Annotated in this window: 17 protein-coding genes; 11 read left to right on the top strand and 6 right to left on the bottom strand. The window is 71.7% G+C overall.

The window, feature by feature from the left end:
* Positions 1-8 precede the first annotated feature (8 nt).
* From DEJ28_RS15550 to DEJ28_RS15520, 7 genes are all read left to right on the top strand, one after another.
* Complete coding sequence (locus DEJ28_RS15550) at positions 9-158, top strand: hypothetical protein (RefSeq protein ID WP_181433863.1); 150 nt, start codon at positions 9-11, stop codon at positions 156-158.
* The gene (locus DEJ28_RS15545; RefSeq protein ID WP_111117223.1) at positions 151-984 is read left to right on the top strand and encodes a TlyA family RNA methyltransferase; all 834 of its coding nucleotides are present in this window, start codon (positions 151-153) and stop codon (positions 982-984) included. Before DEJ28_RS15550 ends, DEJ28_RS15545 begins: the two co-directional genes overlap by 8 nt.
* Positions 981-1,907 (top strand): NAD kinase, encoded by a 927-nt coding sequence (locus DEJ28_RS15540; RefSeq protein WP_111117224.1) that lies wholly within the window; start codon positions 981-983, stop codon positions 1,905-1,907. The genes DEJ28_RS15545 and DEJ28_RS15540 overlap by 4 nt, the downstream gene beginning before the upstream one ends.
* A 13-nt stretch (positions 1,908-1,920) precedes the next feature.
* Positions 1,921-3,615 carry a DNA repair protein RecN gene (recN, locus tag DEJ28_RS15535; protein WP_111117225.1) on the top strand — a complete coding sequence of 565 codons (1,695 nt, stop codon included), beginning with the start codon at positions 1,921-1,923 and terminating at the stop codon, positions 3,613-3,615.
* A gap of 113 nt (positions 3,616-3,728) precedes the next feature.
* Positions 3,729-5,444: a CTP synthase gene (pyrG, locus tag DEJ28_RS15530; RefSeq protein WP_111117226.1), complete on the top strand. Its 1,716-nt coding sequence runs from the start codon at positions 3,729-3,731 to the stop codon at positions 5,442-5,444.
* Between the two features lie 137 nt (positions 5,445-5,581).
* On the top strand, positions 5,582-6,151 hold the full coding sequence (locus tag DEJ28_RS15525) for an NUDIX domain-containing protein (RefSeq protein ID WP_181433855.1): 570 nt from the start codon (positions 5,582-5,584) through the stop codon (positions 6,149-6,151).
* Between the two features lie 9 nt (positions 6,152-6,160).
* Positions 6,161-7,144, top strand: a complete 984-nt coding sequence (locus DEJ28_RS15520; protein ID WP_111117227.1) for a site-specific tyrosine recombinase XerD — start codon at positions 6,161-6,163, stop codon at positions 7,142-7,144.
* 188 nt (positions 7,145-7,332) lie between these two features.
* Here DEJ28_RS15520 and DEJ28_RS15515 read toward each other — a convergent pair whose 3' ends face one another.
* The 3 genes from DEJ28_RS15515 to DEJ28_RS15505 all read right to left on the bottom strand — a co-directional run bounded on the left by DEJ28_RS15515 (position 7,333) and on the right by DEJ28_RS15505 (position 9,444).
* Complete coding sequence (locus DEJ28_RS15515; protein ID WP_111117228.1) at positions 7,333-7,779, bottom strand: DUF2510 domain-containing protein; 447 nt, start codon at positions 7,777-7,779, stop codon at positions 7,333-7,335.
* 99 nt (positions 7,780-7,878) lie between these two features.
* Positions 7,879-8,394: a hypothetical protein gene (locus DEJ28_RS15510; protein WP_111117229.1), complete on the bottom strand. Its 516-nt coding sequence runs from the start codon at positions 8,392-8,394 to the stop codon at positions 7,879-7,881.
* 18 nt (positions 8,395-8,412) lie between these two features.
* Entirely contained in the window at positions 8,413-9,444 is a 1,032-nt protein-coding gene (locus DEJ28_RS15505; protein WP_502866933.1) for an LLM class flavin-dependent oxidoreductase, read from the bottom strand.
* Positions 9,445-9,500: 56 nt separating this feature from the next.
* On the opposite strand from DEJ28_RS15505, the gene DEJ28_RS15500 reads away from it, so the two are divergent.
* Together DEJ28_RS15500 and DEJ28_RS15495 are read left to right on the top strand one after the other, a co-directional pair.
* Positions 9,501-9,833 carry a TraR/DksA family transcriptional regulator gene (locus DEJ28_RS15500; RefSeq protein WP_111117231.1) on the top strand — a complete coding sequence of 111 codons (333 nt, stop codon included), beginning with the start codon at positions 9,501-9,503 and terminating at the stop codon, positions 9,831-9,833.
* A 132-nt stretch (positions 9,834-9,965) separates the two neighbouring features.
* A complete protein-coding gene (locus tag DEJ28_RS15495; RefSeq protein WP_111117232.1) occupies positions 9,966-10,406 on the top strand; it encodes a TIGR02611 family protein in 441 nt (146 codons plus the stop codon).
* A gap of 217 nt (positions 10,407-10,623) precedes the next feature.
* Here DEJ28_RS15495 and DEJ28_RS15490 read toward each other — a convergent pair whose 3' ends face one another.
* Positions 10,624-11,886, bottom strand: coding sequence for an MFS transporter (locus tag DEJ28_RS15490; RefSeq protein ID WP_111117233.1), 1,263 nt, complete (start codon positions 11,884-11,886; stop codon positions 10,624-10,626).
* Between the two features lie 131 nt (positions 11,887-12,017).
* Between DEJ28_RS15490 and DEJ28_RS15485 the strand changes: the two genes are divergently transcribed.
* Both DEJ28_RS15485 and DEJ28_RS15480 read left to right on the top strand, forming a co-directional pair.
* Positions 12,018-12,383, top strand: coding sequence for an ArsR/SmtB family transcription factor (locus tag DEJ28_RS15485; protein WP_111117234.1), 366 nt, complete (start codon positions 12,018-12,020; stop codon positions 12,381-12,383).
* Between the two features lie 56 nt (positions 12,384-12,439).
* Complete coding sequence (locus DEJ28_RS15480; protein ID WP_181433861.1) at positions 12,440-14,047, top strand: DUF7059 domain-containing protein; 1,608 nt, start codon at positions 12,440-12,442, stop codon at positions 14,045-14,047.
* A 31-nt stretch (positions 14,048-14,078) separates the two neighbouring features.
* Here DEJ28_RS15480 and DEJ28_RS15475 read toward each other — a convergent pair whose 3' ends face one another.
* Positions 14,079-14,942, bottom strand: a complete 864-nt coding sequence (locus tag DEJ28_RS15475; RefSeq protein ID WP_181433856.1) for an NAD-dependent epimerase/dehydratase family protein — start codon at positions 14,940-14,942, stop codon at positions 14,079-14,081.
* A 181-nt stretch (positions 14,943-15,123) separates the two neighbouring features.
* Complete coding sequence (locus DEJ28_RS15470) at positions 15,124-15,714, bottom strand: TetR/AcrR family transcriptional regulator (RefSeq protein WP_111117235.1); 591 nt, start codon at positions 15,712-15,714, stop codon at positions 15,124-15,126.
* Positions 15,715-15,756: the final 42 nt, after the last annotated feature.

The following is a 15,756-nucleotide window of genomic DNA, read 5'->3' as shown; positions in this document are numbered from 1 at the left end:
TGTCTGACGTGCCGGACGACGAGCAGGGAACCGACGACTTCGCGCAGCGGACCGCTGCGGCGGAGGAGCTCCCGCTGACCGATCGCGCGGACGCGTTCGCTGCCCTGCACGACGAACTCCGGACCCGGCTCGAGAGCGGTGGCTCGGCGAGTGCCTGACGACCCCACGGTCGGACAGGACACCGCGCCCGTCCGGCTCGACGCGCTGCTCGCCGTCCGCGGGCTGGCGAAGTCACGGACTGCGGCGGCGAAGCTCATCCTGGCCGGTCGGGTGACCGTCGCGGGTGCGCCGGTCGTGAAGCCGTCCACGGCGGTCGCCCCGGCTGCGCCGATCGAGGTCGACACGGTCGACGAGTGGGTGTCCCGCGCCGCGCTCAAGCTCGTCGCCGCGCTCGACACGTTCGGCGTCGACCCGAGCGGACGTGTCGCGTTGGACGTCGGCGCGAGCACGGGCGGCTTCACGCAGGTGCTCCTGCACCGCGGCGCCCGACGGGTCGTGGCGCTCGACGTCGGTCACGGCCAGCTCGACCCGGTCCTGGCGCTCGACTCCCGGGTGGCCGTGGTCGAGGGGCTGAACGCCCGGAACCTCACCGCCGAGGACTACGCGGCGCTCGACCCGGCGGCGTCGGAGACGAGCCTGGTGGTCGGAGACCTGTCGTTCATCTCGCTCCGCCTGGTGTTGCCGGCCCTGGTCGAGGCGGTGCCGGCGGACGACTTCGTCCTGCTCGTCAAGCCGCAGTTCGAGGTCGGACGCGGTGGTGTCCGCGAGGGCATCGTCCGCGACCCGGCACTGCGGAACGACGCGCTCATGAACGTGCTCTGGGCGGCCTGGGACCTCGGTCTCGGCACGACCGGGCTCGCTGCGTCCCCGATCGTCGGCACGCACGGCAACCACGAGTACCTGGCGCGCTTCCAGCGGGATGTCGGTACCAATCCGACAGAATGGATCGTCCGGGCGACGGAACTGACGGAAGGGGCGGCATGAGCGAGGACCGGCACATCCTCCTGGTGTCCCACACGGGTCGTCGGGACTCGATCGACGCGGCGGTCGAGGTCTGCGACCTCCTGCACGCGGCCGGCCTCGTGCCGGTGATGCCCTTCGACGAGTACGCCGACATCCGCCGGGCCGAGGCGTCGGTCGGCCAGGTCGACATCCTCGGCGTCGACACCCAGGCGGACCAGCTCGAGATCGTCATCGTCCTCGGCGGCGACGGCACGATCCTCCGTGCAGCCGAACTCGTACGCGGCACCGGCGCCCCGATCGTCGGGGTGAACCTCGGCCACGTCGGGTTCCTCGCCGAGAGCGAGCGCGACGGGCTGACCTCCACCGTCGAGCGGGTCCTGGCCGGCGAGTACCACGTCGAGGAACGCGTGACCCTGCAGGTCGACGTCGTCGTCGGCCACCAGGTCGTCTACTCGTCCTGGGCGCTCAACGAGGCCACCATCGAGAAGGCCTCGCGGGAGCGCATGCTCGAGGTCGTCACCGAGGTCGACGGTCGCCCGCTGTCGTCGTTCGGTTGCGACGGCGTCGTCGTGTCCACGCCGACCGGCTCCACGGCGTACTCGTTCTCCGGCGGTGGCCCGATCGTCTGGCCGGACGTCGACGCCCTGCTGATGGTGCCGCTGAGCGCCCACGCACTGTTCGCCCGCCCGATCGTGGTCGGGCCGGACTGCACGCTCGCGATCGAGGTCCTCCGGCGGACCAGCGGCGTCGGCGTGCTCTGGTGCGACGGCCGCCGGACCCACGACCTCCCGCCGGGCGCGCGCGTCGAGGTACGGCGATCGCCCGACCCCGTGCGGGTCGCCCGCCTCAAGGACGCCCCGTTCACCGACCGGCTCGTCGCGAAGTTCCAGCTGCCCGTCACCGGGTGGCGTGGCCCGCAGCCGGGCGACGAGGACGACCAGTGATCGGCGACGCAGCGTGATCGAGGAGATCCAGATCTCCGACCTCGGGGTGATCGGTGAGACCACCCTCGAGCTCGGTCCGGGCTTCACCGTCGTGACGGGCGAGACCGGTGCGGGCAAGACGATGATCGTCACCGCACTCGGGCTCCTGCTCGGCGCGCGCGCCGACGCGACGTCGGTGCGACGTGGTGCGTCGAGCGCGGTGGTCGAGGGGCGCTGGCACGTGCCCGACCACGACGCGGTCGCCGAACGCGTCGAGGACGCTGGCGGCACCGTCGAGGACGGTGAACTCATCCTGACCCGCACCGTCTCGGCCGAGGGACGCAGCCGTGCGACCGTCGGCGGGCGCAGCGCCCCGGTGGCGGTGCTCGGCGAACTCGCGGACCAGCTCGTCACCGTGCACGGCCAGTCCGACCAGATCCGGCTGACCTCCTCCACCGCACAGCGTGCGGCGCTCGACGGCTTCGGCGGTGCCGCGCTCGAGAAGGTGCTGCAGCGGTACGTCACGGCGTACGACACGTGGCAGCAGCACACCGGTGAGCTCGAGACCATCACCCGCGACCGCGACGACCGGCTGGCCGAAGCCGAACGCCTCCGTGCGGCATCGGACGAGATCGAGGCCGCCGACCCGCAGCCGGGCGAGGACTCCGAGCTCGCCGACCGCGCGGAACGCCTCGGGAACCTCGAGGAACTGCGACTCTCGGCCGGGCTCGCGCACGAAGCGCTGTCGAGCGAGTCCCTGGACGGTGTGCAGGACGTCGTGGGCCTCGTCGAGTCCGCACGCCGGGCAATCGAACGGGTCGCCGGGTCGGACGCCGAACTCCAGCCGGTGCTCGAGCAGCTGACGGAGCTCGGCATCCAGGCGTCCGAGGCGTCGGCGAGCCTGTCGAGCTACATCGGCTCGCTCGAGCCGGACGCCGGGCACGACCTGGAACTCATCAACGAGCGCCGTGCACTCCTGGCCGGACTGACGCGGAAGTACGGCGAGACGATCGACGACGTCATCGCCTTCGGGCAGCGTGCGAGCGACCGCCTGCTGGAGCTCGACGGCGACGACGACCGCATCGTCGCGTTGCAGGCCGCCGTCGAGCAGGACGAACAGGCCCTCGAGACCGCGGCCGCCGCACTGACCACGGCCCGCACGAAGGCCGCGACGGACCTGGCGAAGCGCGTCACGGCGGAGCTGAAGACCCTGGCGATGGCCGGTGCGACCCTGGTGGTCGAGGTCACCGACGCCGGCGAGTACCGGCGGCACGGGCGCGACCAGGTGTCGATCCTGCTGCAACCGCACTCGGGCACGGACCCGCGGCCGATCAGCAAGGGCGCTTCCGGTGGCGAGCTCTCCCGGGTGATGCTCGCGATCGAGGTCGTCATGGCCGGCAGCACGACGGTGCCCACGTTCGTGTTCGACGAGGTCGACGCGGGCGTCGGCGGTGCCGCGGCGATCGAGATCGGGCGGCGCCTCGCGAAGCTCGCGGAGCGCACGCAGGTCATCGTCGTGACGCACCTGGCGCAGGTCGCGGCGTTCGCGAACAACCACCTCAACGTCGTGAAGGACGCCAGCGGTGCGGTCACGTCGTCGAGCGTCCGGCGCCTCGAGGGCGAGGAACGGCTGCAGGAGATGGCGCGGCTGCTCTCCGGGCTCGGCGACAGCGCGAGCGGCATGGAGCACGCACGCGAGTTGCTCGACGTCGCTGGCCAGAAGGCCTGACCCGCCACAGCGGAGACACCCGCCACTCCTGAGAGACCGCGGCACGCCCGACGCAACGCCCACGGCGAACCGAGGTCGCGCCTCCCGGCAGTTCTGACGTACGATGGAATCCCGTGGCGGACACTCTCAGCAGCGGTACCCAGGCAAACACCTCGACCCCGAAGGTGACGAAGCAGATCTTCGTGACCGGCGGGGTCGTCTCGTCTCTCGGCAAGGGCCTGACGGCGGCCAGCCTCGGCAACCTCCTCACGGCTCGCGGCCTCAAGGTCGTCATGCAGAAGCTCGACCCGTACCTCAACGTGGACCCGGGCACCATGAACCCGTTCCAGCACGGCGAGGTCTTCGTGACCGACGACGGTGCGGAGACGGACCTCGACATCGGGCACTACGAGCGCTTCCTCGACATCGACCTGTCGCAGTCGGCGAACGTCACGACCGGTCAGGTGTACTCGACCGTCATCGCCAAGGAACGCCGCGGCGAGTACCTCGGCGACACGGTGCAGGTCATCCCGCACATCACCGACGAGATCAAGCGTCGGATGCGCGAGCAGGCGGGGAACGACCCGCAGCCCGACGTCATCATCACCGAGGTCGGCGGCACGGTCGGTGACATCGAGTCGCAGCCGTTCCTCGAGTCGGCCCGCCAGGTGCGCCACGAGCTCGGCCGCAACAACGTCTTCTTCGTGCACGTCTCGCTCGTGCCGTTCATGAACGCGTCCGGCGAGCAGAAGACGAAGCCGACGCAGCACTCCGTCGCGGCGCTCCGCTCGATCGGCATCCAGCCGGACGCCCTCGTGCTCCGCTCCGACCGCCCGGTCTCCGAGTCGAACAAGCGCAAGATCGCGCTGATGTGCGACGTGGACGAGGACGCCGTGGTGAACGCCGTGGACGTCCCCTCGATCTACGACCTGCCGACGCTGCTGAACAGCCAGGGCCTCGACCAGGTCATCGTCGAGGCCCTCCGCCTCGACGCCGGTGCGGTCGACTGGACATCGTGGAACCCGGTCCTCCGTGCGGTGCACGAGCCGACGAAGGACGTCACGATCGCCCTGGTCGGCAAGTACATCGACCTCCCCGACGCGTACCTGTCGGTGACCGAGGCGCTCCGTGCGGGTGGCTTCGCGCACAACGCGAAGGTCACGCTGAAGTGGGTCGTGTCCGATGACTGCACCACGCCCGAGGGCGCTGCGAAGCACCTCGGCGACGTGGACGGCATCTGCATCCCCGGCGGCTTCGGCGTGCGCGGCATCGAGGGCAAGCTCGGTGCGCTGCGCTTCGCCCGTGAGCAGGGCATCCCGACGCTCGGCCTGTGCCTCGGCCTGCAGTGCATGGTCATCGAGTACGCCCGCCACGAGGCCGGTCTGACCGACGCGTCGAGCACCGAGTTCGACCCGGAGACCTCGACGCCGGTCATCGCGACCATGGCGGAGCAGGTGGACATCATCGCCGGTGGCGACCTCGGTGGCACCATGCGTCTCGGCCTCTACCCGGCATCGTTCACGCAAGGATCGCTGGCGGCGGAGCTGTACGGCGCGCCGGAGGCCTCCGAGCGGCACCGTCACCGCTACGAGGTGAACAACAAGTACCGCGAGCAGATCGCGGACGCCGGCCTCGTGTTCTCGGGCACCTCGCCCGACGGCACGCTCGTCGAGTACGTCGAGCTGCCGCGGGACGTGCACCCGTTCTACATCGCCACGCAGGCGCACCCGGAGCTGCGCTCGCGTCCGACGAACGCGCACCCGCTGTTCGCGGGCCTCGTCGAGGCCGCGATCACGCGGCACGAGGCGTCGAGCCTCTTCGACCCGCAGACCGAGGAGCAGGTCGCGTAGGCGCAGACCCACCGCATCGGACAGGTCGCGTCAGCGCGGGCCCACCCGCATCGGACTGGAGGCGCGGTGCCAGCTGGCACCGCGCCTCCAGTCCGTCCTGTGGTTGCGTCCACTGCGGACGCTGGTTGGATGGACGGGTGACTGACACGCCCCTCTCCGACGAATCCGCCTCCTTCGAGGTCACCGACTCCACCGTCGTCTACGAGGGGGCGGTGTGGAACGTCCGACGCGACACCATCGCGTACCACGACGACACGATGGTGCGCGAGTACATCGACCACACCGGCGCCGTCGCCGTGTACGCAGAGGACGACGAAGGCCGCGTCCTCGTCATCCAGCAGTACCGCCACCCCGTCCGGCTGCGCGACTGGGAGCTGCCCGCGGGGCTGCTCGACATGGAGGGCGAGGACCACCTCACCGCCGCGAAGCGCGAGCTGGGCGAGGAAGCCGACCTCGAGGCCGACACCTGGGAGTCGCTCGTCCGCTACAACACGTCCTCCGGGGGGAGCGACGAGTTCATCCAGATCTACCGTGCACGCGGTGTGCGCGCGACCGAGTCGGCGTTCGAGCGTGAGGCGGAGGAAGCCGACATCGTGACGCGGTGGGTGCCGCGCTCGGAGATCATCGACGCGATCTTCGACGGACGGCTGCACAACTCCGCACTCGTCGTCGCGGCGCTCGCCGTCGAGGCGCTCGAGCAGCGCTAGCCTCGTGGAGTGACCCCGCTCGACCGTGCCACGGAGACGTACCTGCGGCACATCGCGATCGAGCGGGGGCTGTCGCAACACACCCTGTCCGCGTACCGGCGCGACCTGGCCGCCTTCGCCTCGTGGCTGGAGTCGGCGCCGGTCGTCGACTCCGACGGAGCCGACCGGGCCGGGGGGTCGGCGGTGCTCGACGACGTCGGACGCATCGCTCGTGCGGACCTCGCGGGGTTCGTGACGCACCTGGCGACCAGACCATCCGGGCCGCTCGCCCCGCGGTCGATCGCGCGGATGCTCAGCTCCGTCCGGTCGTTCACCGTGTTCGCCGTCGGGGAGGGCTGGCTGCCGCTCGACCCCGGCGCCTCCGTCCGCCCGCCGAAGGCGCCGATGCGACTGCCGAAGGCGATCTCGGTGCACGACATGGAGCGGTTGCTCGCTGCGGTCTCCGTCTCGGCCGACGACCCCGTCCAGCTGCGGGACCGGGCCTTGCTCGAGCTGCTGTACGCCACGGGAGCGCGCATCTCCGAGGCCGTCGGGCTGTCCGTCGACGACGTCACGACGCTGTCGGACGCCGGGGGAGAGCTCTCCGTCGTGAAGGTCACCGGCAAGGGCAACAAGCAGCGCGTGGTGCCGCTCGGCAGCTACGCCCGGGCAGCGATCGACGCGTACCTGGTGCGGGCCCGGCCGGTGTTCGCGGCCCGGGGACCGTCCACGCCGGCGCTGTTCCTCGGTGCCCGCGGCGCGCGACTGTCACGGCAGAGTGCGTGGCTCGTGATCCAGGCGGCGGCGGCGCGTGCCGACCTCGCGGAGCACGTGTCGCCGCACACGTTCCGGCACTCGTTCGCGACGCACCTGCTCGAGGGCGGGGCCGACGTGCGCGTGGTGCAGGAGCTGCTCGGGCACGCGAGCGTCGCGACGACGCAGATCTACACGATGGTGACGGCGGACATGCTCCGGGATGTGTACCAGACGTCGCACCCGAGGGCGCGGCGGTAGGGCGGCGGGCGGCTCGCTCGGCCGCGCTGCGTGCGGTGCGCACAACCGAAGTGCGTTCGAACCGCGGCGTTCCCCGGTTCGAGCGCATTTCGGTTGTGCAGCGGGTCGGCGGCGGCGGCGCGCGGCGGGCGCGCGGCGGGCGCGCGGCGGCCGCGCGGCGGGGCGGACGGCGGGGGCGCGCGCGCGGCTCAGAACAGGTGGAACTGCACGGACCCGGCCACCGCGGCGGTCGCCACGGCGACGACCAGGGCGCTCGCCGAAGCGCTGCGGGCGAGGACCCGCCAGCCGCCGGTCGCGCTCGGGTGGACCATGCCGAACAAGCCGGTGAAGAGTGCGCCGAGGCTGCAGAGGCCCCACGGGTTGAACACGACGGACGTCGCGGCGAGCAGCACGGCCAGGGTCGAGAACACGCTGAGACGGTGCACGGTCGAGCCGCCCGACGCCCACGACGCGGTCCGGATCACCGACGGTTGCACGGAGAACGACGGCCCGACGGGCGCCACGACCACCGGCACGACGGGCTCGGACCGACTCGGGAGCACGCGTGTCCCCGCTCCCCAGGCGCGACCGTCCCACCAGCGCAGACGACTGGCGTCCTGCGGGTCCGGGAACCAGCCGGCGGCCGGCAGTGTCACGGGAGCTCCTCGAGGTGCGGCGGATGGGGCTCTCCGACGGTACGGGAGTCACCGGACCCACCACAGTCCCAGGCCGGGTGTCGGCAGGAAGGGGGACCGTCAGTCGTCGGACGCGACCACGACGGTCACCCGACCCTGCCCTCGGTCGATGACGACGTACTCGTGGAAGCCCGTTCCGCCGACCGTCGCTGCGTAGTCGTGCTCGGACTCGGGTCCGGGGTGTCGCAGACGGTGGAGTGAACCGGCGTCGAGGCCGTCGATGACGCCCTCGATCTGTTCGAGGACCTCCGGTGCGTGTCGGTACTCAGGGTCGTACCAGTCCTGGTCGGTGGACCAGCTGCGGATCGTGCGCGCGGCGTCGTCCACGGTCGTCGGCTCGAACTGCTCGGCGGTGATGCACGCGAGCCGCCACCGGCCGTGCACGGGCACCGCCCCCGCCGTGTTGTGACCGGAGAACGGTGCGGCGAAGTCGTGCCCGTACCCGTCGGCCGCGATCAGCTCCTGGAGGACCTGCGCATCGGAGGACTCACCGGAGAACGCGAAGCACGTCGACACGATCCACATGCGCGTGCCGCCGAGATGAACGATGTTCGACCCCTCGAGCACGACCCCCATGGCCGCGACTCTAGCGAATCAGGCGGGGACCGGGGCCGCGTCCACCTCGCGCATGACGTCCTTCACCGCGGCGAGCAGCCGTGCGTTGAAGTCGACACCGAGCTGGTTCGGCACGGTGACGAGCACGGTGTCGGCGGCACGCACGGCCTGGTCCGCCGCGAGCTCCGCGACGAGGTCCTCTGGTGAGCCGATGTACGAGCGGCCGAAGCGGGCGAGTCCGCCGTCGAGGTGCCCGACCTGGTCCTGACCCTCGACCTGCGCCCGCACGCCGAAGTAGTGCCGCGACTCGTCGTCGATGATCGGGATGATGCTGCGCGACACGGAGACGCGCGGTTCACGCCCCCACCCCATCGACTCCCAGGTGGTCCGGAAGCGGGCGATCTGCTCGGCCTGCAGCTCGTCGAACGGCACGCCGGTGTCCTCGGTGAGGAGGGTCGACGACATGAGGTTCATCCCCTGCTCGGCGGTCCACTCGGCGGTCGCACGGGTGCCGGCGCCCCACCAGATCCGGTCGCCGAGCCCGTCGGAGAGCGGCGAGATCGGCAACGACCCGACGGAGCCGGTCATCTGCGGATTGGCGTTCGCCATCGGTTCGCCGGCGATCGCGCGGCGGAACACGTCGGTGTGCGCCCGCGCCATGTCGCCACCGTTCTCGTCGGTGGCGTCCGGCACGTAGCCGAACTGCTGGTAACCGGCGAGAGCGGTCTCGGGTGATCCCCGCGAGACGCCGAGCTGCAGTCGGCCGCCGGAGATGAGGTCGGTCGCCGCTGCCTCCTCCGCCATGTAGAGCGGGTTCTCGTAGCGCATGTCGATCACGCCCGTGCCGATCTCGATCCGGCTGGTGCGGGCAGCGATCGCCGAGAGCAAGGGGAACGGTGCGGCCTGCTGCGGCGCGAAGTGGTGCACACGGAAGTACGCACCGTCGACGCCGGCGTCTTCTGCGGCGACGGCGAGGTCGATCGCCTGCACGAGGGCCTCACGGCCGCTCCGCACCTTCGACCCCGGCACGTCGCGCCAGTGTCCGAACGACAGGAACCCGATCTTGGTCATGTCGATACGAACGCATCCGACCCCTGCGGCATTCCGGCACGACTAGCGTGTCCGGCATGGACGACCCCCGCTCGGCACTCGCCGCCGAACGCGCTCGCAATGAGCGGCTGCTCGCCGACCTCGAGCGGAGCATGCGCGACGTCAGCGACGCGCGGCAGGACGCCAACTCGGACGACGAACACGACCCGGAGGGCGCCACCCTCGCCTGGGAACGCGGCTCGCTCGGTGCCGTCCGCGACGCCGCGCGCGAGCGGATCCGGCTGGTCGACGCCGCGCTCGCGCGGCTCGACGCGGGGACCTACGGGCGGTGCGCCGTCGACGGCGAACCGATCCCGGAGGCCCGTCTCGCCGCCGTCCCGTGGGCCGCGACGTGCGTCGCCCACGCGTGACGCGCCTCCAGGCAGTCACGATCTGACGGACTGGAGGCGCGGGTCGACCCCGCCACGCGCCTCCCCGTTCGTGCACGGTGCGTCCACCGCCTGCGCCGCGGATTCCCAGCCGGGAGCCCTACATTTCCGCACATGGACGGCGACCCGAACGAGCGAGCTGTCGAGCTCCGGCCCGACGCCCCTCGTCAGCGCTTCCAGTGGTTCCGCGAGCTGCGGACCTGGATCCACGCGCGGCCGCACCTGCACCTCTTCTACAAGGTGATCGTCGGGATCGTCGGTGGGTTGGTCGTCATCATCGGGCTCATCCTCGTGCCGCTGCCGGGTCCGGGGTGGCTCGTCGTCTTCATCGGACTGACCGTCCTGGCGAGCGAGTTCCACTTTTTCCACAAGATCATCGTGTGGCTCAAGGCGCAGCTGCACCGCTTCTGGGACTGGGCGAAGGCGCACGGTCCGCAGTGGCTCCGGAACGTGGCCGATCGGGGCAAGGCCGACGTCGACACGGCGCACGACGACGCGCACCGGAGTGTCGGTGTCCGGTCGCGCGGCGCGAAGCGGGCGCGACCCGGGCACTAGGTGCTGGCGTCGCACGGTGCGAGGGGTTGGGCGCACGTCCCTCGCAGGGTGCGAGGGGGTTGGGCGCACGTGCCTCGCACGGTGCGAGGGGTGCTGACCGTGGTGCGAGGTTCCGGACTCCGTGCGATGGTGAACGCGTCGCACCGTGTCGGCAACCTCGCACCGAAGTAGCGCGGCGCGAAGCGGGCGCGGCCCGGGCGCGAGGTGCCGGTGTCGCTCAGTCGGCGGGGCTCGGCGCGACCCGGATCGAACCGGTCGCGGTGCGCTCGGCGATCTCGGCGGCGGCCTCCTCGACGGACGCGGCCTCCTTCGACGTGAGCTGCAGCACGAGGGCGACGACCGCGGCGAGGACGATGAACCCGCCGTACCCGGCGATCACCGGCACGAGGCCGATTGACGGCTCGAGCAGGCCGCCGATGACGGCGGGGACACCGAACGCCAGGTAGCTCACGACGTAGATCGTCGACAGGAGGCCCGCGCGGTGCGTCGGGGCGGCGGTCGCGAGCAGCATCCGGAGCGGCGCCTGGAACCCGGCGCCGAAGCCGACACCGGCGATGGCACTGCCGACGACGAGGCCGGGCAGCGAGTGCGCCATCACGAACGCGACGGTGACGACCGGGCCGAGCACGAGTGCGACGAGCCCGACGAGGACGGCGCGGCGGGCGTCCATCCGCTGGATCGCGAGTCCGGTCAGTGCGCCGACACCCGTGACGACGGCGATGAGGGCACCGGCGGCGAAGTGGTTCGTGATGCCGAACACGGCACCGAGCGCCGAGGGGACGAGGGAGAGGAACATCCCGCCGAGGGCCCAGCTGGCGACGAGGGAGCCGGCGACGCTGCGGAACAGACGGCGCGAGGAGCGGGGGACGCTGATGCGCGGGATGAGGGAGCGGAGGGCTCCCGGACGCCGGGTGACCTGCTCCGGCACGACGACGAGCGCGATGACCATGAGCACGAGCAACGCGCCGAAGATCACGTAGACGAGCTGTTCGGGTGCGGGGCCCCACTGCACGAGGGCGCCGCTCGAGACGGCTCCGGTCGCGAGGGCGATCGGCGGGATGACGCCGTTCAGCACGCCGGCAAGAGCCGGGTGTCGCTCGAGCGAGTTGTCGATGAGCGCGGCGCCGAGCGCACCGATGAGCAGACCGACCGAGACGCCCTGGACGATGCGGTCGACGATGAGGGCTCCGACGCCGTCCGCGATCGCGAACAGCCCGAGGGAGAGCGCGACGCCGAGGCCGCCGACGACGAGGACGGGCTTCCGGCCGACGTGGTCGGAGATCCGACCGGCGACGAGCAGGCTCGCGAGGAGACCGGCGACGTAGATCGCGAAGACGCCCGTCAGCATGAGCGGGGTGAGGTGCCACTCGGCCGCGTAGACGGGGTAGATCGGCGACGGGACCGCCGACGAGGCGACGGACACGAGGAGCATCGCCGCGAGGATCCAGAACCCCGCGACCGAGCGAGCTGACTGCGCCATGGGCGCCCCTTCCTTCGTGCGTCTCGCGACGCGGTGCGTCGAGCCGACGGGATTGTACGAGTGCATTCGTACAGGAGATTGCAGTACGACGCAAGTCGTACTGTGAGGTGAACGGTGGTAGCGTCCCGTCCATGCCCGCGCACGTGGAAGCCCCTGAACAGCTGCCGCAGCCGTCCGTGGCGGAGATGGACCTCCCCGTCGTGATGGACGCCCTGAGCGACCCGATCCGCCTCGCGATCCTGCACCGCTACCTGGTCGACGCCGCCGGCGGGATCCGCAGCTGCGGCTGGGTCGGCATCGACCGGCCGAAGTCCACGCTGACGCACCACTTCCGTGTCCTGCGCGAGGCCGGGCTGCTCGAGCAGCACAAGGAGGGCCTCACGCGATCGAGCCGCGCCCGCGTCGAGGACGTCGAGCAGCGGTTCCCGGGGTTGCTCGACCTCGTGTACGCGTGGGAGGTCCCCGCGGCCCTCATGCGCGACGAGATCGCAGCGTGAGCGGCGCGACCGGCGTGACCGGCGCGACCGGCGCGACCGGCGACGGCGCCGTGCGCATCAGCAGCGCTCCGCACGTCCTCCCCACGATCACCGCCGAGGCTGCCGTGACGGATGCCCTCCGCCAGGACCTCACCGCCGCCGGCTTCACCGTCGACCGGCTCGACGGGCTGTGGGGTGCCGAGGCCGCGGCGTCCCTGCACCGGGGCTCCCGGGTCGCCGCACTCCGAGCGCTCGCCGCACGCGACACGACACCCCTGAGCACCCTCGCCACCCTGTTCGTCCTCGGCCTCCCGGTCGCCCGTGCCGACGCGGACGCCGCGTTCCCGACAGCGGGCCTCGACGCCGTGATCGCCGCCGGCCTGGTGCGTCCCGAGGACACCGGCTCCGAGGACGGCACCCCCGACGCAGGCACCGAGGACGGCACCGTCGCTCCCACGGTCGACCTCCGCCCCTACGCCTTCGTCGACGACCTCGGCGCCGGCAGCTGGTGGATCGTCTCGGACCTCGGGGAACTCGCACTCGGCACGGCCCTCGGTGAGGAGCACGTCCTCGGCATCGGCGGCGCCACCACGACGCTGTCCGGCCTGCAGGTCCCCGTACCCGTCCGGCGTGTGCTCGACCTCGGCACCGGCTGCGGCATCCAGGCGATGCACGCCCGACGCTTCGCCGACGAGGTCGTCGCCACCGACATCTCCCGACGTGCCCTCGACATCGCCCGGTTCAACGCGCAGCTGAACGACATCGACGGCATCGAGTTCCGGTACGGCTCGCTGTTCGAGCCGGTCGCGGGGGAGCGCTTCGACCGGATCGTCTCCAACCCGCCGTTCGTCATCACCCCGCGCCGCGAGGGCGTCCCCTCGTACGAGTACCGCGACGGCGGCATGGTCGGCGACGCCCTGGTCGAGACCGTCCTCCGTGGGCTCGCGGACCACCTCGAGCCCGGCGGGACGGCGCAGCTCCTCGGCAACTGGGAGTACCACTGGGGCGTCGACGGTCTCGACCGGGTCGGCTCCTGGTTCGAGGGCACCGGGCTCGACACGTGGGTCATCGAGCGTGAACGGCAGGACCCGCCCGGCTACGCCGAGATCTGGATCCGCGACGGCGGCACCAAACCCGGCACCGCCGCGTTCGACCAGCTCGTCGACGCCTGGCTCGACGACTTCCAGGCCCGCAGGGTCACCGGGGTCGGGTTCGGCTACGTCGTCGTCCGACGACCCGCTGCCGGAGTGGCAGGGCCTGGAGGCGCGGTGCACCTCCGCCGCGCCGAGCGCCTCCCCGAGACGCTCGGCTCCAACCCCGCGGGGCTCGGTGCGACCGTCGCCCGCGTCCTCGACGCGGCCGAGTGGCTCGGTGCGCACGACGACGACGCGCTCGCCGCGGCGCACCTGCGGGTGGCCGGGGACGTCACCGAGGAGCGCTTCTACTGGCCGGGCAACGACGACCCGACGGTGATGACCCTGGTGCAGGGCGGCGGGTTCGGACGTCGGGTCGACGCGGACACGGCGCTCGCCGCGTTCGTCGGCGCGTGCGACGGGGACCTGTCGGTGGCGGCGATCATCGGTGCGATCGCACAGATCACCGGGGCGGACGAGCGGGCGCTCACGGCGGACCTGCTGCCGCGCGCCCGGGACCTCGTGCTCGACGGCCTGCTGCTCCCCGCCTGACCGGCGCCCGCCCACCCCGCGGGCTTGCCGTTCAGGAGCGGTGGTTGCGCCAGGTGTGCTCGGGGGCGTAGCCGAGGAGCTCCCGGGCCTTCTCGGACGACAGGAGCGAGCTGACGCCGTCGATGTCGGCGCGGCGCTCGATCTCCGGCACGAACTGCTCGACGAGTTCGATCGTCGGGGTGTCCATCACGGTGTCGGGGCTGGCGATGACGAACGCCTCGAAGCCGGTGAGCTCGGCCTCGAGCGACTTCCGGACGGCCTGGGCCCCGTCGCGGGAGTCGATGTACGACCACAGGTTGAAGGTCTTCGCCTCGGGGGTGGCGTCCCACGGGAACGCCGGGTAGTCCGTCTCGTCCATGACGTTCGAGAACCGCAGGCCGATCATCTTCAGCTCCGGGTCCCACCGGGTGAAGTGACGGGCCATCTCCTCCTCCACCGCCTTGCCGAGGGAGTACGAGGACTGCGGGCGGACCGCGAACTCCTCGTCGACCGGCAGGTAGGGCGGGTGGTGCTCACCCATCGGGATGCCGAGCAGGGTCTCGCTCGATGCCCACACCACGTTCTTGATGCGTGCGGCACGGGCCGCGTGGAAGACGTTGATCGACGCCGTCACGTTGTTCGTGATGAGGGCGACGTCGGGCACCTGGCCCGGGGCCGGGACGGCCGCCAGGTGCACCACGGCGTCGACGTGGTCGTACCGGTCGTCGACCCCCAGCAGGACGCCGAGGACCTGGCCGTGGTCGCCGAGGTCGGTGCGGACGAACTGCACCCGCTCGGGCTTGTCGGGGGAGGGGACGCGGTCCACCAGGACCACGTCGTACCCGTGTGCATCGAGGTCCCGCACCACCGCCCGTCCGAGCTTGCCGCTGCCGCCGGTCACCACTACACGCGTCATCGCGTCACTCCACATCGTCGTCGGATCGCCCTCGCGGGCACGGCCCATCCTGCCGTGCGGTCGTGGGAGGTGACCAGGCACTGGCGGTACCTGTCCGGCGACCGCACGCCGTGCCTCCCGGTCAGACCGCCCGTCGGGCCGTCTGGCCGGCCGACCGTCGCGCCGTCTGTCGGGCCGACCGTCAGGCCGACGGGACCGCCTGCGCGATCGCGAGCCGCGCGACCAGCTCGACGTGCTCCGCCATGTCGCGGGTCGGGTCGTAGAGCCACTGGATCTGCATGCCGTCCGACACCGCGAGCAGGACGCTCGTCAGCTCGACGGGGTCGACGTCCGCCCGGAGCCGGCCGTCCTCCTGCATGGTGCGGAAGTCGGCGGAGAGGTCGCGGCGGCTGCGCTCGTAGCGCTCCCGGAAGTACTCGTGCGCCGGGTGCCCGGGGTCCGTCGCCGCGGCCGCGGACAGGTTGACGAACATCTGCACGAGCCCGGGGACCTCGGTGTTGTGCCGGACGATGGCGGCGAGCAACGCGGCCGGGTCGGAGGCGTGCCACTCGTGCGCGAGGTCGATCTCGTCGCGGCGACGCAGGATCTCGACCCAGAGCTCGTCCTTCGAGTCGAAGTAGTGCAGGAGCCCCGCCTGCGTGAGCCCCACCGCGTCGGCGATGTCCTTGATGCTCGTGCGGCGGAAGCCCTGCTGCGCGACGAGGTCGAGCGCGACCGTGAGGATCTCCTCGCGCTTCGCGATGCCCTTCGCGTACGAACCCCGTCGTGCCATGGCAGGACCCTACCGCCCTGCGGTGGTCCGGAGAACTCGGGC

Origin of the sequence: Curtobacterium sp. MCPF17_002 (assembly GCF_003234115.2) — a bacterium.
Taxonomy (GTDB): Bacteria; Actinomycetota; Actinomycetes; order Actinomycetales; family Microbacteriaceae; genus Curtobacterium.
Note: the sequence above shows the minus strand (reverse complement) of the source record. Positions and strands in the feature narration are given on the sequence as shown.